Consider the following 19,457-nt stretch of genomic DNA (forward strand, 5'->3'; position numbering starts at 1 on the left):
CTATTCTTGTTTGGCGATTCCGTTCATCACTACTTCCACCCGGTTCGGCGAATCGGAAATCTTCTTTGCGAGCCGGGCGATGTCTTCCGGGGTGATCGCGTTCAGCGTTTTCAGGTATTCGGTGTGCGAGTCGGTTCCGTAGCGGTAGAAAGAAGTGAGCTGCCCCAGCCAATAGCCGTTTTCCTTGATCGACTGCGCATAGCTTTTCTGTAAGAACTCTTTCACTTTGTCGAAAGCGGCTGCGGTCGGGCCTTCGTCGCCCACTTTTTTCAGTTCGGCCAGCGCCCGGTCGGCCAAAGCTTCCGATTTCTCGTTGCTCGTATCGAAACTGATCGTGAACGCATACCGGTTGTACGGTTCGCGCAGCAGCGAAGCCTGCGTGCTGACCCCATAGGTACCTCCCTCCTCGGCGCGGATCGTTTCGACATAGACGATGTCCATGATCTGTTTGAGAAAGGTCATTTCGAGTTGGTCTTTCAACGAATAGCGTTCGTCGCCGCTGATCGTGACGACGACCGTCGCTTTCGGTGTGGATACTTCTTTGTCGAAGCGGGATTCGCGGTTTCCCGGCACGATGAATTCGATGTGCCGAGCCGTTTCTTTCTGCGCTGAACCCGGCAGCGAGGCGATATACCGTTCGATGTCGGGACGTATGCTCTGCGGATCGACGTTACCGACGAAGATGAACGTGAAATCCGCCGCATTGGCGAAACGCTGTCTGTAAAGTTCCAGAATCCGGTCGTACGAGTAGCCGTCGAGACGCTGCGGCGTCAAGCGGCGGTAGCGCGGGTTGTTCCCGTATATCGCCCGGTTTAACGTATCCTGCATCGTTATCGAAGGATTGGCTTCCTGGTTGGCCAGGACGGTGCGCGTCTGGTTTTTCCAGGCCGAGAACAGGACGGTGTCTTCGCGCGGTTCGGTGAACAGCAGGTGGGTGAGTTGCATCAATTCCGAAAAATCTTTCGGCGAACAACTGCCCGAAACGCCTTCCGACGTGCTGCCGATATAGGGTTGGTAGGAGATCCGTTTGCCGGCGAGTTTCTTTTGCAAGTCGGTCGGCCGGAATTTGCCCAATCCGCCGACGAGCGCCGTACCGGTCGGGAAATTCATGTACAACGAATCGCCGTCTCCGTAGGCGGAAGTTCCTCCGAGGCTGATCGCTTCGAATAGGATTTCGTCGCTCTTGAAATCGGTCGGCTTGAATACGACGCGCGCTCCGTTGCTCAGCGTCCACACTGTCGTGCCGAATACCGGGTCGGTCTGCTCGGAAACGACGGTTCCCGCCTGCGGTTCGCGGTCGAGAAATCCGCCTTCGTCCAGTTTCTCCTCGTACGGGGTCACCGGGGCTTCGTACGCTTTGCGGTAGGCTGAGACGAATTCTTTTTCGGTCGGGAAGTTCAGCGAGTCTTTGGACGGGGCCATCATCATCAGCGCGATGTTGTGATCCGGGAACATCGTCCTGAAGATATCGTTGATGCTGTCCAGAGTGATCTCCGGAGCGCGTTTCAGATAGTAATGATACAGGTATTCGGCGCTCGCAAGCGGTTCGTTTTCGAGGAAATTATCGAGGCACTCCTGCACGTAGGTATCGTTTTTGACCTTGTTCCGTTCGTTGTATTTATTCTCGAAGTAGCTGGCCAGTTTCGCCTGCGCCCGCTGGTATTCGGGTGCGGTGAAGCCGTATTCGCGGGCCCGCTTCAGTTCGCCGATCCCGGCGTCGAGCGCCCGCTGCCAGGCGTCGTCCCGGAAGGCCACGTAAAGCTGATAAGCGCCCTTGGTTTTGGCCAGGAAATAATCGTCGTCGCCGAATCCCGCATACAGGTACGGAGGGTCGGCCTGTTGGGTCAGTTCGGCCAGTCGCGCGTTCAGCATGATCGAAAACGTAGACTGAATATAATCGTTGTCGAGCGCTTCGGTCGTTTTCATTCGTTCGGGCGTCAGCTTGTCGTGTTTGTAGAAAACGGCCAGCGACGAAGAGGTCGCTTCCGGATCGGTGGCGATGGCTGCGATCGGTTCCGCATTGTCTTCTACCGGGAAATATTTCCGTTCGGCGGCGCGCTTGTGGCGCGGGATATCCTGCCACATTGTTTTGATCCGCGCCTCGACGCTGTCCACGTCGATGTCGCCCACGACGACGATCGCCTGCAAATCCGGACGGTACCATTTTCTGTAATAATTTCTCAGCACTTCGTACGGAAAATTGTCGACCACTTCCATCAATCCGATCGGCATTCGGCTCGCATAACGATTGCCGTTCGGGTAGAGTTTCGGCAGCAGGCTGTCGTACATCCGGAGCGTCGCGTTGCTGCGCGTGCGCCACTCTTCGTGGATCACTTTGCGCTCGCGGTCGATCGCGTCGTCTTCGAGCAGGATGAATCCCGACCAGTCGTGCAGGATCAGCAGGCAGGAGTCCACCAGTCCCGGCTTTACGGTCGGCACGTCGGTAATGTTGTAGACCGTTTCGTCGACCGAAGTGTAGGCGTTCAGATTCGCGCCGAACTTGATGCCGTTCTGTTCGAGGTAACCGGTGAGTTTCCCGTCCGGGAAGTTTTTGGTTCCCGCGAAAGCCATGTGTTCGAGGAAGTGCGCCAGTCCGCGCTGATTCTCCTCTTCGAGAATCGATCCGACCCGCTGGGCGATGTAAAAGTTGGCCCGTTCTTTCGGCAGGTCGTTGTGCCGGATGTAATAGGTCAGACCGTTCGGCAGTTTTCCGACGCGCACCGCCGTATCGACCGGAACGGGCTGGTATTTCGGTGCGCGGTGGCCGTACATACTCGCAGCGGCGAGCACGACGGCGGCAGTCAGAATCAGTTTTTTCATACGTCCGAATTTTAGGTTTGTCCGATCCGTTTCGTCGGCGTGGTCGGATTCGTTACAATATCGCGGATAACATCTTTATATACAGTTCGATCCCTTCGCGTATTTCGCTCAAATGGACGAATTCGTCGGCGCTGTGCGACCGGGCGCTGTCCCCGACGCCGAGCTTCAGCGACGGGATGTCGAGCAGCGCCTGATCCGACGTCGTCGGCGATCCGTAAGTCGTGCGTCCGAGCGCCAGGCCCGCTTGTACGATCGGATGATCCGGCCGGATGCTCGACGGTCGCAGGCGCGTGGAACGCGCTTTCACTTCGCAGCTCACATGCTCCTTAATAATCTCTAAAACCTCCTCGTTCGTGTAACGGTCGGTGACGCGGATATCCACCGTGAAGCGGCATTCGGCCGGAACCACGTTGTGTTGCGTTCCGGCCGAGATGATCGTCACGCTCATCTTGACCGCACCGAACAGGTCGGACACCTTCGGGAAACGGTACGTGCGGAACCACTCGATGTCCTGCATCGCCTTGTAGATCGCGTTGTCCCCCTCCTCGCGCGCCGCGTGTCCGGCTTTGCCGTGCGCCGTACAGTCGATGACCATCAGTCCGCGTTCGGCGATGGCCAGTTGCATCAGCGTCGGTTCGCCGACGATCGCGAATTCCAGCGGCCCCAATTCCGGGATCACGCATTCGAGTCCGTCGTGCCCGCTGTTCTCCTCCTCGGCCGTGATCGCTACGCATAAGTTATACTTCAGGTCTTTCCGGTCGTAAAAATGCAAAAAGGCTGCCAACAGCGATACCCCGCTGGCCCCGGCGTCGTTGCTGCCGAGCCCGTACAGCCGGTCGCCCTCGACGGTCGCTGCGAACGGGTCGCGCGTGTAGGCGCCGTTCGGTTTGACGGTGTCGTGGTGCGAGTTCAGCAGAATGGTCGGTTTGGCCGGGTCGTAGTGGCGGTTGAACGCCCAGACGTTATTCTTTTTCCGGTGCACTTCCACGCCGCGTTCTTGCAGGAATTCGGCCAGCAGCCCGGCGGTTCCGGCTTCTTCTTTGCTGAACGAAGGGGTTTGGATCATCTGTCGCAACAGAGCGACCGCATTTTCGTATAATTGTTCCGTTTCCATAGCGTTATCGATTGTTTATCCGTTGCCGCGCCGTTTCGAACAGCATGACGGCGGCGGCGGCCGAAACGTTCAGCGACTCGATGCTGCCGACGATCGGGATCGCCAATTGGAGATCGCACATCTTGAGCACCTCTTTCGAAATGCCTACGTCCTCGCTGCCCATTACCAGCGCGGTCGGCTTGGTCAGGTCGGCCTCGAACAGCAGCGTGTTGCTCTTTTCGGTGGCCGCTACGATCTGCAGTCCTTCGCTTTGCAATATTCTCAGCGTGTTGCGGACGCTGCCGACCCGACTGACGGGAATGACGCTCAGCGCTCCGGCCGAACTTTTCATCGACTCGGCGTTGACCGGCGCGGAGTTCTTGACCGGCATGATCAGCCCGTGCGCTCCGGCGCATTCGGCGCTGCGGGCGATCGCCCCGAAGTTGCGCACGTCGGTCACCCCGTCGAAAACGACGACCAGCGGCGTTTCGTCCTCCGGAATCCCAGCCAGCATGTCGTACACGTCGACATATTCGATCGCCGCCGTCAGCGCGACGGCCCCCTGGTGGTTGCCGTTGCGGGTCAGGTAATTCAGTTTTTCGATCGGAACCCACTGCACGTGGATGCGCTTGCTGCGGCACAGTTCGGCCAACTCGTTCAGCAACACGCCGTCGGCGCCCTTTTTCAGGTACACTTTTTCGAGCTGTTTGCCCGCCTCGATCGCCTCGATGATCGGGCGTAGCCCGAATATCATGTTTTTCTTTTCCATCGTTTTTCTTTTTTCGGGCTTTGGTCGCCCCGGCGTTGCCGCCGGGTCTACGAGGCCAGCGTTTCTTTCAGGTTTTCCAGCGTGATGCTGAGTTCTTCCCAGCGGTACGTCAGTTTATTGAGTTTGTCTTTCAGTTCGTTGTAATGCGCGTAGAAGCTGCCGTCCGCCAGGTCGATGCCGTGTGCGGCGGGGTCGGCCAACTGCCGGTCTTTTTCGGCGATCTCCTTTTCGAGCGCCATGATCTCCTGTTCGGCCTTTTCGACGTCGCGTTCCGCTTTGCGGAGCTGTTTTTCGGCTTCCCGTTTCTGTTCGTACTGCGCCTTGCCGGACGGCCCTTTGGGCTTTTGTTCGGCTGTAACGACGGGAGCTTTCTGTTCGATTTCGCGCATCGACTCGATTTGCCGGTCGCGTAGGAAATCGTAAATGCCGCCCAGGTGCTCCTTGACCCGTCCGTCGCGGAATTCGTATACCCGTTCGACCAGCCCGTCGAGGAACTCGCGGTCGTGCGAAATGACGATTACCGTGCCGTCGTATTTTCTGACGGCGTCTTTGAGGATGTCCTTCGAACGCATATCCATGTGGTTGGTCGGCTCGTCGAGTACCAGCAGGTTGTATGGTTCGAGCATCAGCCGGGCCATAGCCAACCGCGCCCGTTCTCCTCCGGACAGTACGCGCACCTTCTTGTCGATGTCCTCGCCGCGGAACAGAAATGCCCCCAGGATATCGCGCAGTCGCGTCCGAATGTCGCCGACGGCCACCCGGTCGAGCGTGTCGAATACCGTGAAATCGCCGTTCATCAGGTCGTCCTGATTTTGTGCGTAGTAGCCGATGCGGACGTTGTGTCCGATGCGGACGCTGCCTTCGGTCGGCTCCAGTTGCCCGATCGCCATCCGCGCGAACGTGGTTTTCCCTTCGCCGTTGCGGCCGACCAGCGCGATTTTTTGTCCGCGTTCGATCGTAAACGTCGCGCCCGAAAAGACGTGCTTTTCGCCGAAACTTTTGCCGGCGTCTTTCGCTTCCACGACGATCTGTCCCGAACGCGGGGCCGGCGGAAACTTGATGTTCAGCCGGCTGAGGTCTTCCTCGTCCACTTCGATCCGTTCGATCTTTTCGAGTTGCTTGATGCGCGACTGCACCTGGTTCGATTTGGTCGGCTTGTAACGGAAGCGTTCGATGAAGTCTTCGGTCTGTTCGATCATCTTTTGCTGGTTCACGTAGGCCGCCATCTGCTGCTCGCGCCGTTCGCGCCGCAGCTCGACGTACCGGCTGTACGGCACGCGGTAGTCGTACACCTTGCCGAGCGATATTTCGATCGTCCGCGTGGTGACGTTATCGAGGAATGCGCGGTCGTGCGAAATCAGCACGACCGCGCCGTTGTACTCCTTCAGGTAGTTTTCGAGCCATCCGATGCTCTCGATGTCGAGGTGATTCGTGGGTTCGTCGAGCAGGAATACCGACGGCCGGCGAAGCAGCAGCTTCGCCAGTTCGATGCGCATCCGCCATCCGCCGCTGAACTCGCTGGTCGCCCGTCCGAAGTCGCTTCGTTGGAAGCCCAGTCCGAGCAGCGTCTTTTCGACCTCCTCCTCGCGGTTCATCCCGCCGAGAATGTGAAAGCGGTCGGTCGCATCGTTCAACCGGTGCAGCAGCTTTTCGTACCCCTCGCTTTCGTAGTCCGTCCGCTCGGCGATCTCCCGGTTCAGTTGCTCGATTTCGCGTTCGAGTCCGATCACTTCCGAAAAGGCCGATTCGGTTTCGGCGAACAGCGTGGTCGTGTCGGCCACCTTCATCTGTTGCGGCAGGTAGCCTACCGTGCAGTCGCCGTTGCGCGAAACGGTTCCCGACGAGGGCGGCTGTTCTCCGATCAGCACTTTCAGCATCGTCGATTTTCCCGCTCCGTTCTTGCCCACCAGACCGATCCGGTCTTTGGCATTGATCAGGAACGATACCTCCCTGAACAGATCCCAACCCCCGAAGCTGACCGTAAGATTGTCTACCGATATCATCGTTTGTCTATACGTTCAACAGTTTGTGGATTGTCTCTTCCGGATTCGGGCTGGCGAATACCGTGCTTCCGGCAACCAGTACTTCGCATCCGGCGGCATACACCTCGGCGGCGTTATCCAGCGTGATTCCGCCGTCGATCTCGATCACCGCCTGCGACCCGCAGCGGTCGATCTCCCGACGCAGTTCGGCCACTTTCTCGGTCGATCCCTCGATGAACGACTGTCCGCCGAAGCCCGGTTCGACGCTCATGATCAGCACCAGGTCCAGTTCATTGAGATAGGGTACGATTGCCGATACCGGCGTTTTCGGCTTGATCGAAACGCCGGCTTTGACGCCCGCCTTTTTGATCGTCGCGATCGCGCCGTGCAGGTCGTCGGTCGCTTCGAGGTGGATCGTGACGATGTCCGCGCCGGCCTTGGCGAAGCGTTCGATGTATTTTTCCGGATTGACGATCATCAGGTGCGTGTCGAGCACCTTTTTCGTTCCTTTGCGGATCGGCGGCATCAGTGGAAATCCGAACGAAATGTTCGGCACGAATACGCCGTCCATCACGTCGATGTGCACCCATTCCGCTTCGCTGCGGTCGAGCATCGCGATATCATCGGCCAAATGTCCGAAGTCCGCCGAGAGCACCGAAGGGGATATGATTCTTTTCATGTTTTCTGAAGTTTTGGTTTTGTAAATGTCAAATTTGTACAAAGGTAATGATTTTATAGCTATTTTTGTTCTGCGGCCGGCGTTGCCGGCTAAATTTAAAGGACAGGAGAATGATCGAAGCGGGTTTGTTGTTCATCGGATTGGTTGCGGGAATCGCTGCGGCGGCGTTGGCTTTCCGGCCGGCGTTCAGGCGGTATGCGCGGACGGAAGAGGCGTTGAAAGCGGATAATGAAGCCAAAAACGCACAGTTGATCGACCTGAACCGCCAGGCCGCCGAACGGGCGGCCCGGTGTGCGGCCCTCGAGGAGAAATTGCTCTATCAGCAGGCCGAAGCCGAGCGCGAGCGCGCCCGCCGCACCGAAGAGATCGCCGCGCTGCAAGAGCAGCAGCGTCTCGCTTTTAAAAATCTGGCTAACGACATTCTGGAGGAGAAGAGCCGGCAGTTCAAGCAGAGTAACCGGGAATCGCTGGAGTCGTTGCTGAAGCCGTTCCGGGAAAATATCGAAGGATTCCGCAAACGGGTCGACGAAGTGTACGACAAGGAGGCGCAGCAGCGTTTCTCGCTGAAAGAGGAGATTCGCAGCCTGAACGAGATGAACCGCCGGATGTCCGAGGAGGCCAACAACCTGACGCGCGCGCTGAAGGGCAATTCGAAGGTGCAGGGCGATTGGGGCGAAATGATCCTCGAAACGATCCTCGATAGTTCGCACTTGGTCAAGGGGATTCATTATTTTACGCAGGAAAACCTCAAAGACGCTGCGGGCAACAACCTGCGTCCGGACGTGATCCTGAACCTGCCCGATCGCAAGCAGATCGTCGTCGACTCGAAAGTGTCGCTGACGGCTTATGTCGCCTATACCGAAAGCGCCGATCCGGACGAAGCGTCGCGCGCGGTGAAGAATCACCTGCGGTCGGTGCGCAGTCATATCGACGAGCTGGGCAGCAAGCGTTACCAGGCGCTCGTAGACTCGCCGGATTTCGTCATCATGTTCGTGCCGAACGAGCCGGCGTTCTTGCTGGCGATGCAGCACGACCCGACGCTGTGGAGCGACGCTTATAATAAAAAGGTGATCGTCAGCAGTCCGACGAACCTGTTCGCGCTGCTGAAATTGGTCGACGACCTGTGGAAGCGGGACAAGCAGAACAAGAATGCGATCGCGATCGCCACCGAAGGGGCGAATCTGTACGACAAATTCGTCGGTTTCGCCGAGACGCTGACCGATCTGGGGCGCAGCGTTTCGGCTGCCGGGGAGAAATACGAACGGGCGATCAAACAATTGAAAACCGGCAGCGGCAACCTGATCCGGCGTACCGAGCGGTTGCGTGAGCTGGGGGTGAAAGCCACCAAAGACCTGCCTGCGCAGTTGTCCGATTACGACGATGGCGACCCGTTGCCGGGGGCGCAGGACGGCCGCTCGGGGCTTCAGGTTGAAAAAAATAACGGTATCGGTTAAATTTTTCTTGTTTTTTCCCGTTTTTGTCGTACATTTGCACAGTTAAAAAATAAAGTATAACAAGCTAATCAGTTCAGAGGGACGATGAATCAGCTTTCGCTTTTTTGGGGTTATTATTTTTACTTCTACTTTTTTACCAAAAGCGGACTGGGGTTGCGTTGCCGATAGCGAAGATAAGTGCTTGTGCGAAAAATAATAAAAATCCCGGTCCGTAAGGAGCCGGGATTTTTTGTCGATACGGAAGATGTAAAAGAGACAGGAAGATGAACGGAAAGATGAAAGTGGCCATACAGGGTTACGAGGGGAGTTTCCACCACATTGTCGCCGAACGGTATTGGGGCGAAGGGATCGAGATCGTGCCGTGCCCGACATTCCGCGAAGTGGCTCGCCAGGTCGAAAGCGGCGACTCGGACTGCGGCGTGATGGCGATTGAGAACTCGATCGCCGGCAGCATCCTGCCGAATCTCGGCATCCTGCATAACAGCCGCCTGCAGGCGGTCGGCGAGTATTACCTGCATATCAGGCAGAACCTGATGGCGCTGCCCGGCGTGCGGTTGGAAGATATCGAAGAGGTGCACTCGCATCCGATGGCGTTGTTGCAGTGCGTCGATTTCCTCGATCCGCACGGCTGGAAGCTGGTCGAAACCGAAGACACCGCGCTCAGCGCCCGCCGGATCGCCGAACGGGGCACGCGCAACGCCGCCGCGATCGCCGGCGAACTGGCGGCCCGGCTGTTCGGACTCGAAATTTTGGCTCCCGACATCCATACGATCAAGAACAACTGCACCCGCTTTATGATTCTGCGCCCCGACCACCAGCCGATCGACGAAAAGGCCGATAAGGCGTCGCTGTGCCTGATGACCGACCACCGGCAGGGATCGCTGCTGCAAGTGCTGCGGGCGATGGAGGATTCGTCGATCAACATGACCAAGCTGCAATCGTCGCCGATCCCGAGCGAACCGTGGCACTATATGTTCCATATCGACATGGAATTCGCGTCGATGGACGATTATAACGAAGTGATCGAACGTATGCGCCGCGCGAGCCGCGAGCTGCACGTATACGGCGTTTACCGCAGAGGAGAACATTCGTAAATTTTAAAATAGCAAAAGATGAATCCGATCAAAGTGGAACTGGCCGAACGGCTGGGCAGCGTCGAGGAGTACTACTTCTCGAAGAAGCTGCGTGAGATCGACGAGATGCGGGCCGCCGGACGCGAGGTAATCAACCTCGGCATCGGAAGTCCCGATCAGCCTCCCCATCCGGAGGTGGTGGCCACGCTTGCCGCCGAAGCGGCCAAACCTGGGAATCACGGTTATCAACCCTATAAAGGCGCCGCCGTGCTGCGCAACGCATTCGCCGCTTGGTATCGGGATCGTTACGGCGTAACGCTCGATCCTGTGAGCGAGATCCTGCCGCTGATCGGCTCGAAAGAGGGGATCATGCACGTTTGCATGACCTACCTGGACAAGGGCGATAAAGTGCTGGTGCCGAATCCCGGTTATCCGACTTACCGCTCGGCGGCTACGATTGCCGGCGGGGTCTGCGTCGATTACAAATTGCGCGAGGCGACCGGCTGGATGCCCGATTTCGACGAGATCGAACGGCAGGGGATACAGGGCGTCAAAATGATGATCGTCAATTATCCGCACATGCCGACCGGGGCGATACCCCAAGAGGGTTTGTTTCAGAAACTGGTGGATTTCGCGAAAAAGCATAACATCCTGCTGCTGCATGACAACCCGTACAGTTTCTTGCGTAACCCGCGTCCGGCGAGCCTGCTTGCGGCCGACGGGGCGATGGATGTGGCCATTGAACTGAACTCGCTGAGCAAAAGCCACAGCATGGCCGGTTGGCGTATCGGGATGATCGGAGCGGCGAAACAGCGGATCGACGAGATCATCCGATTCAAGAGCAATATGGACTCCGGAATGTTTTACCCGATGCAGGCGGCTGCGGCCAAAGCGTTGAGCCTCGGCGACGACTGGTACCGTTCGATCAACAAGTTGTACGGCAGCCGCGAAGCGAAAGCCTATGAAATTCTGAACCAGATCGGGTGTTCGTACGATGCGGGCCAGGCCGGTCTGTTCGTCTGGGGACGCCTGCCGGAGGGCGCGGGCGACTGTTACGAGTTTTCGGATAAAATACTGAACAGCTGCGGCGTCTTCCTGACTCCGGGCGGTATTTTCGGTTCGGAAGGGAACCGGTACGTCCGGATCAGCCTTTGCGCGACGGAAGAGTTGTTGCAGCGTTCGATCGATAAAATCAAGACATTGCTATGAAGGCGGCGGTAATAGGTATCGGGTTGATCGGGGGATCGTTCGCACTGACCCTGAAAGATAAAGGCATTTGCGAGGAAGTGATCGGAGTGGATAATTCCGAGCGCAACCGCGCCAAGGCGGTCGAATTGGGACTGGTCGATCGCACGCTTCCGCTGGACGAAGCGATTCCGGCTGCCGATCTGATCGTGCTGGCCACGCCGGTAGATTCGATTCCGCTGCTGGCCGTGAAAGTGCTGAACAAGGTCGACCGGCAGGTGGTGATCGACATGGGATCGACCAAACAGGAGCTTTGCGAGGTGATCGCCCAGCATCCCAGGCGCGGGCGCTTCGTAGCGACCCACCCGATGTGGGGTACCGAGTACAGCGGCCCGGAAGCGGCCGTTCACGATGGATTTGAAGGACGTACGGTGGTGCTTTGCGACGGTGCGGAGAGCGATCCGGACGCACTGAAACTGGTCGAGGATATCTACCGGAAAATCGGAATGCCGATTAAATACATGAGTTCCGAGGAGCAAGATACGCATACGGCTTACGTCAGCCACATTTCGCACATCACGTCGTTCGCGCTTGCGCTGACCGTGCTTGAGAAGGAGCGCGAAGAGGAACATATCTTCGATCTGGCGGGCGGCGGTTTCGAGAGTACGGTGCGTTTGGCGAAAAGTTCGCCGGAAACCTGGGCTCCGATTTTCATGCAAAATAAATATAATGTGCTCGACGTGCTGCGCGAGCATATCCATCAGTTGCAGATTTTCCGGCGCCTGCTCGAAAAGGACGACACCGAAGGACTGAAACAGATGATGCAGCGCGCGAACCGGATCAACCGGATTATAAAATAGGGCGTCCGGCGCCCGTTCGCCGGAATGAAAACAGAAAACGTAAAAAACATAAGGATATGAAACCGTTTGATATCAAAGCGAAACGTCCCTTGATTATCTCCGGCCCGTGCAGCGCGGAGACGGAGGAACAGACACTCGAGACTTGTCGGCAAATCGCTGCGACCGGCCTGGTCGACGTACTGCGCGCCGGCATCTGGAAACCCCGGACGAAGCCCGGTTCGTTCGAAGGAGTGGGCCTCAAAGGTCTGGCGTGGATGAGTAAGGCCCGCGAACTGACCGGCCTGCCGATCGGAACCGAAGTGGCCACGTCGAAACACGTCGAGGCCGCCCTCGAATTCGGGGTGGATGTGATCTGGGTGGGGGCCCGTACGACGGTCAATCCGTTCAGCGTGCAGGATATTGCCGATGCGCTGAAAGGGGCCGACGTGACGGTGCTGATCAAAAACCCGATGAACCCCGACATCGAACTGTGGAGCGGGGCGATAGCCCGGATGCAGAATGCCGGAATCACCAAGCTCGGCCTGATCCATCGGGGTTTTTCGGCCTACGGAGCCTCGCTGTACCGCAACAATCCGATGTGGCATCTGGCTATCGAAATGCGGAGCCGTTTCCCGGAACTGCCGATGATCTGCGATCCGTCGCATATCTGCGGTTGCCGGACGTATCTGCAGGAGGTTGCGCAGAAGAGCGCCGACCTCGACTACGACGGGCTGATCATCGAAAGCCATATCTGTCCGGACAAGGCGTGGAGCGACGCTTCGCAGCAGGTTACCCCGGACGGGTTGAAGGAGTTGCTGGGTAAGATCGTATGGCGTCGTTCGACGACCGACAGCCCGGATTACCAGCAGGCATTGGCGAAACTGCGCAGCCAGATCGACCAGATCGACGCCGAAATTTTCGAATTGATCAGCAAGCGGATGCGGGTGGCCGAGCAGATCGGACTCGTCAAACGCGACAACAACGTGACGATCCTGCAGGGCGGCCGATGGCAGAGCATCGTAGACCGCGTGGTTTCGCAGGCTCCGAAGTTGGGCGTCAGCACCGAATTCCTGAAAACGGTGCTCGAAGCGATCCACCTCGAAAGTATCAACCGCCAGAATATGGTGATGAACCGGTAGATTGCCGGAATCCGGTCGTGACGGGGCGTTCGGCATACGGTCGGACGCCCCGTCGCGTTCTGGGTGGAAATAATATTGTGTTACCGTGTTTGTATTCAGGATAATGACTTGTGAGATCGGCGATGCGTCAGACAGGAGGGATCTTCCGCGTCATGTATAAATATTCGTTATTTTCACGGTTTTTATTTTCCCTCGCCGCAATTTTTACATAACTTTAAAAACTTTATCGTAGATCCCGAATTTGAACGATTATGTTGAGAAATCCGATTATCGGCCAGTATGTAGAAGCGTTGACCGATCCGTTTCGTATTTTCAGGACGCTGGGGGAGGTTGTCCCCGAGCGGGATGCATACGGAGAACCGTTGTTCTGGTCGGGGAATTATTCGGTGATTTTCAAAGTCCGCTGCGCGGACGGAAAATATTACGCCCTGAAATGTTATACGCGCCTGCCGCGTCATGCCGCTGCGGTCTATGCGTCGCTCGGCGGCGGAACGGTTCCTTATTTGGTGCCGGCCCGTTTCCTGCCGGACGAGATTTATCTGTGCGAGCACTCGGGCGGAGGAGCTTATTATCCGGTAACTTTGATGGAGTGGGTCGAAGGCGAGTCGCTTGGCGGCCGGTTGGCTCGACTGTGCCGTAACGGCGACCGTACGGGGCTCAAGGAATTGGCCCGGGCGTTCGACCGGATGGCGCTGTGGCTGTTGGAATCGGATTTCGCGCACGGCGATCTGAAACAGGACAATCTGATGGTCGATCGGCAGGGGCGGTTGCGGCTGATCGATTACGACGGAGCCTATATCGGAGAACTGGCCGGACGGAAGGCAGAAGTCATCGGCTCGCCGGCTTACCAGCATCCGTCGCGCGATGCGGATTTTTTCGGGAAGGCGATCGACGATTATCCGATCGCCCTGATTAGCCTGAGCCTGCATGCGCTGGCACTCGATCCGTCGCTTTTCGGGCGTTATCACGACGGGGAGAATATTATTTTCGACGCTGCCGAGGTGAATCGGGGGAAGTCGGCCCTTTTCGACCGACTGATGCGGGAGTGGGCGCGCTGCGGCGCGTCGGCTTTGGTCGTTCTGGGCGGCTGGATGCAGCATCCGACGCCGGAAGTGAACGGATTGCCTGGGTTGTTGAGGGATTTATCGGGCAATGTGCCGGACGGATTGTCGGACGGGATCGAGATAGTCGACGACGAAAACCCGCGTTGCGCCGTATTTCGCTGCGACGGGCGGTTCGGGTACGCCGATTTGCAGGATCGGCGCATCCTGTTGCAGAACATCTATCTCGACGCGAAACCTTTCCGTGAAGGATTGGCCGTCGTGCGTCTCGAAGAGGGGTTTTGGATGATCGACCCTCGGGGACATTGTCGGATCGATTGCCGCGATTACCGGAGCGTGGAACCGTTGAGCGAAGGCCTGGCCCTGGTTTCTGACGGGAGCCTGTACGGTTTTATCGACCGGGAGGGCAGACGGGCGATCCCGCTGCGGTACGTGTTCGCAACCAGTTTCCGGGAAGGGCTGGCCGCCGTGCGGATCGGGGATAAATTCGGATATATCGACGTGTCGGGCGAGCTGGCGGGGCCGCCGGTTTTCGACTATGCCGGTTGTTTTCGGAACGGTCGTGCGCGGGTCGAAAAAAACGGAGAATCGTTTTTTATCGGGCGTTTCGATCGAAAGTGGCAGATTCGGGTCTGAAATGATCGCTACGGTTTGTTTATCCGGACAGGAATTGTAATTTTGTTAGAGCCTTAGCTAAATCGCAATTCTATGTATTCAGCCAGAATCAGCCGGAACTCTCCGGCAGCTTTCATTATCCTGATCGATCAGTCCGGATCGATGGCCGAAACGGTGGTAATCGATCGTAAAGAAGTTGTCAAAGCCAAAGCGGTGGCTTTTATTGTCAATATGCTGATCGCCGAGCTGCTCAACCGCAGCAGGCGGGAAGAGGGGTACCGCGATTATTTCGATATCGCCGTACTGGGGTATCACGGAGACGAGGTTGCTTCCCTGTGGAAGAACCCGAATAGAATGTTTATGCGTCCCAACGATTTGATAGGAAACGAACTGTCTCGCGTGCCCGTTCAACGGGAGCGCCGGTTGCCCGACGGCAGTACCGTCGTATCGTCGGTTTGCCAGAAGATCTGGGTGGAGCCTTATGCGGGCGGAAAGACGCCGATGTATCATGCGCTGACCGAGTGTTACCGGCTTTGCAAAGCGTGGTGCGGCGCGAAGGCGCACCGGAAGAGTTATCCGCCGACGATCTTCAACATTACCGACGGGGAGTCGTCCGACGGGGACGATTTCAAGTTGCAGGAGATCGCCGACAGTATCAAAGGACTCTCTACCGAGGACGGTGCTGCGCTGCTGATCAACATCCATATCTCTTCCGATGCGGAGCGTTCGCCCGTGTTGTTTCCCGAATCGAAAAAAGAGCTTCCCGATCAGCGTTACGCCCGGTTGCTGTACGATATGTCCAGTGAAATGCCGGCAATCTATAACGAAAGCATCGTCCAGCTGCGGGGACGCGACGGGGAGCGTTTCAGGGGGATCAGTTACAACGCGGCGATGACCGATCTGGTCAGTATGATGAATATCGGCTCCGTAAGTGCGAACCTTTTATTCTAAAACCTATGGCTTTATCGATATATAATTTGATTGAATCCGTTTGCAATCCGGCGGGCCGTTTCAAAACGTTGCGGGAGATCGGGGTAAAGACGGACGAAAAGGGCGATCCCGTTTTTTCATATTCGGGAACGACGATCAGTTTCTCGGTCGTGTGGAAGGGCAGGAGCTACCTGCTGAAATGTTCGCTGCGCGAGGAGCAGGAGAATACGTTGTCGTGGCGGCGGATTGCCGCCTATCTCCAGAGGATACGTTCCTCGTTTCTGGTCGGTTATTATTATCTGAGCGGAGAAATGCTGGTTTTCAACGACCGGGGAGCTGCCGGTTACATCGACGTGGTGTTGATGGAATATCCCGATCATATGCAGCCGTTGGATGAGTTTCTCGAAAAGGCCTGCATGGAGGGCGACAAAGAACGTATCCGTAAATTATTGACGGAATTTTGCCAGATGGCCGTGTGGCTGATCAACGACAACCTGGTTCACGGGGCGATCCGCGCATCGAACGTGATGATCGACAAGGATTGTTCGGTGCATCTGGTCAATTACGAGTACATGCAGATGCCGCGATCGGACGCTCCGGATTACGAATCGATTCGGGACGCCGACAACGTGATGGTAGCCAACCTGGCGTTGGGTATAAAAGCGGTCGCATCCGATCCGGCCGCTTTCCGGTATTTGAGGGGCAATGCGATATTCCGGTTTCCCGTGGTGCGTTCGCCCCTGCTTCCGATGTTTGCCGATGTCGCCAGGGAGGCGGGATGCGAACCGGTGTTGCGGATCGTCGAAATGCTTTCGTGCAGCAATCATACGTTGCACGGTCGTTTGGCGTTGAGCGAAGCGTTGCGGAAATTGTCAGGCGACCGTACGGAACTGGGTGTCGATTTGTCGGTAAAACTGGCGAACGGAGACCGTCCGCTGCGGAGCCGGACGACAGCGATGCCCGGCGGGAGGAGTACCTGCTGAACCGTACGCAGCTTCAGTCGTTTTATTGTTGGGTCGGGCCGGTTTGCGAATCGTTGATCTGCGTCCGCAAGGGCGATCTGTGGGGCTATGTGGATTGTTCCGGGAATGAAGCGCTTCCATTGCGTTACGAGTGGGCGAGCGATTTCATGGAGGGGCGCGCCGAGGTCATGCGCAACGGTTGTTACGGGTTAATCGACAAAACCGGAAAGGAGATCCTGCCGGCGATTTACGAATTGGTCGAATGGAACAGCGAGCGCGGAATCGCCAAAGTCGCTTGCGACGGGCTTTTCGGATTGTGCGACCGCGACGGGAAAGAGTTGGTTCCGTTTATTTACCGTTGGATGGGCGGCACCGAGAACGATTTGATTCTGGTCTTTTCCGAAAAACATTACGGTTATATCCGTCAGGACGGGACGGCCGTTATCCCGTTTCGTTATGACGATGCTTATGACTTTAAGGATGGAACGGCATTGGTCGTGCGCGGCGGAAAAAGTTACAAGATCGACATGCAAGGCCGTGAGGAGGAGACGACCGAAGAGTAGGCCGCGGGCATAAGGTACTGAAAATAAAAAGCGGGCGTGTCGGCAGACACGCCCGCTTTTTCAGGTACTCGGTCATTTATTTCACCAGGCGCATTTCTTCGATCAGGCCGGAGGCGCCGGCGTACCGGTCGATGATCCAGAGAACGAAGCGGATATCGACGCAGACGGTCCTCGCATATTCGGGATGGAAATAGATGTCGCCGGACATCGATTCGCGGTTGCCGTCGAAAGCCAGCCCTACGAGGTTGCCCCGGCCGTTGAGAACGGGGCTGCCCGAGTTCCCTCCGGTGATGTCGTTATTGGTGATGAAGTCCGTGTAAAGGACTCCCTTTTCGCCCCATCTGCCCCAGTCTTTGGCCCGGATCAGCGAGAACATCTTGTCGTCCACCCGAAATTCGAAATCTTCCGGGTCGTTTTTTTCGAGGTATCCGTCTACCGTCGTGCGGAAGTCGTATTTTACCGCGTCGTACGGGCTGATCGACTCTACGTTGCCGAACGTGATCCGCATCGTGGAGTTGGCGTCCGGGTATTGCGGGAGCCCTTTCGATTCCCGCATCCGGTACAGCGCTTTGGCGTACAGGGATTCGGTTTTGTCGACGTCGGTTTCCGCCTCTTCTTCGGCGTTGCGGACTCCGTCGCTGAACGTCATCGTCGAAACCGAAGCGGCGAGAGCTACCAGCGGATCTTGCATGATCTGGTCGGCCGTGCGCGGGGTTTCGAAGTATTCGCAGAGTTTTTCGAGGGTGGCGCACGCGCTGTTACGGAACGCGTAGTCGGCGATCGCTTCGGCATTGCCGTCGTAGCGGGTATAAACCTGTTGCAGATAGTCGCCCCACATCTGCGGCGGTACGTTGTCCGTGAATAGTTTCAGCATGGCGGCGAAAATCTCCTGATCGGTGGCCGGATCGTAGGCCGCGTACATTTTTTTCGTCAGGTTCAGCGCGTAGGCGAACGCTTTGTCTGTGACCCGCACGCTGTCGATCTTCTCTTTCCGCATCCGGTTGACCATCGACGCTACTCGGAAACCGGTCATCAGCGCGTCGCTCGGGCTGATCCAGGCCTCCTGGAAGTAGTTTTTCCGGCGGACGGCCTCCGCACGGGCCGCATACCCTTTTTTCAGGTCGGCCAGAACGCGGCCGTATTCGGTCTGCCGTTCGGGCGTTTCCGCGATCCACCGTTGCAGTTCGGTTTCTTCCGCTTCGCGGATGCCGGCGACGTCGTAACGACGCAGGCAGATGTTCTCCCAGGTCGCGTAATCGGCGTAATTGCTGAGGTTGAAATATTTGTCGCTGTACAACAGGCGTACTTTCGGATCGGCTTCCATGTGCTTTTTGATGATCTCCATCCGCTCGTGCCGCGCCCGGATCACGACCGGGTTGACGACCTGCTGTTTTTCGGCGACGGCGAACGACGACATGTACCGGTTGGTACGTCCCGGGAAGCCCAGCACCATCGTATAGTCTCCTTCGTGGACGCCGCCCGTCGATATGTCGAGCACTTTCGCCGGTTTGATCGGAACGTTGTCTTTCGAATACGGGGCGGGCTTTCCGTCTTTGTCGCCGTATACGCGGTATAGGGCGAAATCGCCTTTGTGCTGCGGCCATCCCCAGTTGTCCTGGTTGCCTCCGAACGCTCCGATCTTTTCGGGCGGAGCCCCGACGAGCCGGACGTCCTTATAGACTTCGTAATAGAACAGCAGGTATTTTTCCCCGCGCCACATCGAAGCGCAGGAGACTTCGTAGGGAGTGTCCTTCCCGTATTTCTTTTCGATTGCGCCGTATATCTTCCGGGTGCCGAATACGCCGAATTTTCCTTCCCGGATCATGCTGTCGCGCATTTCCATCGCTTCGTCGGTAACGTCGGCGATCCGGCGCAGGAACATCACCGTTTTGCCTTTGACCGGGAGTTCGTCCTGTTCGGTCGCCGCCCAGAATCCGTTTTCAAGGTAGTTGTTTTCCGGGGTGCTCAGATCGTGTATGTCGCCGTAAGCTACGTGGTGGTTCGTGATGACCAGGCCCCGGTCGGAAATCACGCTTCCGGTTCCCATCCCGTAGTCCACCGCTACGATCGCGCCGCTGAGTGCGGTACCCCGCTCGTTGTAGATCTCGCCCGGTTTCAGCTTCAATCCCTTTTTTTTCATTTGGGGATAGATCGAACTTTCGAACAGGTTCACCAGCCACATCCCTTCGTCGGCCATGGCCGACGCGGGAGCCAGCAGCGCCAACAGGGCGTAAATCAAGATTTTTTTCATCGGTTTTCTCTATTTTTAAACGGGAGAGTCTGCGAAGACTCT

At 57.1% G+C, this 19,457-nt stretch carries 15 protein-coding genes; 9 read left to right on the forward strand and 6 right to left on the reverse strand.

What is annotated here, in order from left to right; all coding sequences use genetic code 11:
* The 5 genes from GFH31_RS11740 to rpe are packed head-to-tail and all read right to left on the reverse strand — an operon-like array spanning position 1 to position 7,343.
* Complete coding sequence (locus GFH31_RS11740) at positions 1–2,820, reverse strand: M16 family metallopeptidase (protein WP_101571029.1); 2,820 nt, start codon at positions 2,818–2,820, stop codon at positions 1–3.
* 52 nt (positions 2,821–2,872) lie between these two features.
* The gene (locus GFH31_RS11745) at positions 2,873–3,934 is read right to left on the reverse strand and encodes a M20 family metallo-hydrolase (RefSeq protein ID WP_055205504.1); all 1,062 of its coding nucleotides are present in this window, start codon (positions 3,932–3,934) and stop codon (positions 2,873–2,875) included.
* A 4-nt stretch (positions 3,935–3,938) separates the two neighbouring features.
* On the reverse strand, positions 3,939–4,682 hold the full coding sequence (gene rlmB / locus GFH31_RS11750) for a 23S rRNA (guanosine(2251)-2'-O)-methyltransferase RlmB (RefSeq protein ID WP_153497976.1): 744 nt from the start codon (positions 4,680–4,682) through the stop codon (positions 3,939–3,941).
* Between the two features lie 47 nt (positions 4,683–4,729).
* A complete protein-coding gene (abc-f, locus tag GFH31_RS11755; protein ID WP_101571025.1) occupies positions 4,730–6,685 on the reverse strand; it encodes a ribosomal protection-like ABC-F family protein in 1,956 nt (651 codons plus the stop codon).
* Positions 6,686–6,692: 7 nt separating this feature from the next.
* Positions 6,693–7,343, reverse strand: a complete 651-nt coding sequence (rpe, locus tag GFH31_RS11760; RefSeq protein ID WP_118458065.1) for a ribulose-phosphate 3-epimerase — start codon at positions 7,341–7,343, stop codon at positions 6,693–6,695.
* A gap of 110 nt (positions 7,344–7,453) precedes the next feature.
* Here rpe and GFH31_RS11765 point away from each other — a divergent pair, with 110 nt between their 5' ends.
* The 9 genes from GFH31_RS11765 (at position 7,454) to GFH31_RS11800 (ending at position 17,164) form a co-directional block, all read left to right on the forward strand.
* On the forward strand, positions 7,454–8,797 hold the full coding sequence (locus GFH31_RS11765; RefSeq protein WP_118458017.1) for a DNA recombination protein RmuC: 1,344 nt from the start codon (positions 7,454–7,456) through the stop codon (positions 8,795–8,797).
* Positions 8,798–9,060: 263 nt separating this feature from the next.
* On the forward strand, positions 9,061–9,891 hold the full coding sequence (locus tag GFH31_RS11770; RefSeq protein WP_055205506.1) for a prephenate dehydratase: 831 nt from the start codon (positions 9,061–9,063) through the stop codon (positions 9,889–9,891).
* 18 nt (positions 9,892–9,909) lie between these two features.
* Entirely contained in the window at positions 9,910–11,079 is a 1,170-nt protein-coding gene (locus GFH31_RS11775) for a pyridoxal phosphate-dependent aminotransferase (RefSeq protein WP_118458019.1), read from the forward strand.
* A complete protein-coding gene (locus GFH31_RS11780; RefSeq protein ID WP_055205508.1) occupies positions 11,076–11,915 on the forward strand; it encodes a prephenate dehydrogenase in 840 nt (279 codons plus the stop codon). The genes GFH31_RS11775 and GFH31_RS11780 overlap by 4 nt, the downstream gene beginning before the upstream one ends.
* Before the next feature lie 56 nt (positions 11,916–11,971).
* Positions 11,972–13,033, forward strand: coding sequence for a chorismate mutase (locus tag GFH31_RS11785; RefSeq protein WP_055205509.1), 1,062 nt, complete (start codon positions 11,972–11,974; stop codon positions 13,031–13,033).
* Positions 13,034–13,284: 251 nt separating this feature from the next.
* Positions 13,285–14,730, forward strand: coding sequence for a WG repeat-containing protein (locus GFH31_RS11790; RefSeq protein WP_101571020.1), 1,446 nt, complete (start codon positions 13,285–13,287; stop codon positions 14,728–14,730).
* A gap of 72 nt (positions 14,731–14,802) precedes the next feature.
* Positions 14,803–15,660, forward strand: coding sequence for a hypothetical protein (locus GFH31_RS11795; protein WP_055205511.1), 858 nt, complete (start codon positions 14,803–14,805; stop codon positions 15,658–15,660).
* 5 nt (positions 15,661–15,665) lie between these two features.
* Complete coding sequence (locus tag GFH31_RS12820; protein ID WP_172970753.1) at positions 15,666–16,622, forward strand: hypothetical protein; 957 nt, start codon at positions 15,666–15,668, stop codon at positions 16,620–16,622.
* A 53-nt stretch (positions 16,623–16,675) separates the two neighbouring features.
* Entirely contained in the window at positions 16,676–17,164 is a 489-nt protein-coding gene (locus GFH31_RS11800) for a WG repeat-containing protein (protein ID WP_172970754.1), read from the forward strand.
* A 76-nt stretch (positions 17,165–17,240) separates the two neighbouring features.
* Here GFH31_RS11800 and GFH31_RS11805 read toward each other — a convergent pair whose 3' ends face one another.
* Entirely contained in the window at positions 17,241–19,415 is a 2,175-nt protein-coding gene (locus GFH31_RS11805) for a S46 family peptidase (protein WP_153497978.1), read from the reverse strand.
* Between the last annotated feature and the right edge of the window lie 42 nt (positions 19,416–19,457).

Source organism: Alistipes sp. dk3624 (assembly GCF_009557455.1).
Lineage (GTDB): Bacteria > Bacteroidota > Bacteroidia > Bacteroidales > Rikenellaceae > Alistipes_A > Alistipes_A hominis.

What these genes read in the sequence shown, in the direction of transcription:
- GFH31_RS11740 (WP_101571029.1), bottom strand. Translation starts at nt 2,820, where the DNA reads ATGAAAAAACTGATTCTGACTGCCGCCGTCGTGCTCGCCGCTGCGAGT.
- GFH31_RS11745 (WP_055205504.1), bottom strand. Translation starts at nt 3,934, where the DNA reads ATGGAAACGGAACAATTATACGAAAATGCGGTCGCTCTGTTGCGACAG.
- rlmB (WP_153497976.1), bottom strand. Translation starts at nt 4,682, where the DNA reads ATGGAAAAGAAAAACATGATATTCGGGCTACGCCCGATCATCGAGGCG.
- abc-f (WP_101571025.1), bottom strand. Translation starts at nt 6,685, where the DNA reads ATGATATCGGTAGACAATCTTACGGTCAGCTTCGGGGGTTGGGATCTG.
- rpe (WP_118458065.1), bottom strand. Translation starts at nt 7,343, where the DNA reads ATGAAAAGAATCATATCCCCTTCGGTGCTCTCGGCGGACTTCGGACAT.
- GFH31_RS11765 (WP_118458017.1), top strand. Translation starts at nt 7,454, where the DNA reads ATGATCGAAGCGGGTTTGTTGTTCATCGGATTGGTTGCGGGAATCGCT.
- GFH31_RS11770 (WP_055205506.1), top strand. Translation starts at nt 9,061, where the DNA reads ATGAACGGAAAGATGAAAGTGGCCATACAGGGTTACGAGGGGAGTTTC.
- GFH31_RS11775 (WP_118458019.1), top strand. Translation starts at nt 9,910, where the DNA reads ATGAATCCGATCAAAGTGGAACTGGCCGAACGGCTGGGCAGCGTCGAG.
- GFH31_RS11780 (WP_055205508.1), top strand. Translation starts at nt 11,076, where the DNA reads ATGAAGGCGGCGGTAATAGGTATCGGGTTGATCGGGGGATCGTTCGCA.
- GFH31_RS11785 (WP_055205509.1), top strand. Translation starts at nt 11,972, where the DNA reads ATGAAACCGTTTGATATCAAAGCGAAACGTCCCTTGATTATCTCCGGC.
- GFH31_RS11790 (WP_101571020.1), top strand. Translation starts at nt 13,285, where the DNA reads ATGTTGAGAAATCCGATTATCGGCCAGTATGTAGAAGCGTTGACCGAT.
- GFH31_RS11795 (WP_055205511.1), top strand. Translation starts at nt 14,803, where the DNA reads ATGTATTCAGCCAGAATCAGCCGGAACTCTCCGGCAGCTTTCATTATC.
- GFH31_RS12820 (WP_172970753.1), top strand. Translation starts at nt 15,666, where the DNA reads ATGGCTTTATCGATATATAATTTGATTGAATCCGTTTGCAATCCGGCG.
- GFH31_RS11805 (WP_153497978.1), bottom strand. Translation starts at nt 19,415, where the DNA reads ATGAAAAAAATCTTGATTTACGCCCTGTTGGCGCTGCTGGCTCCCGCG.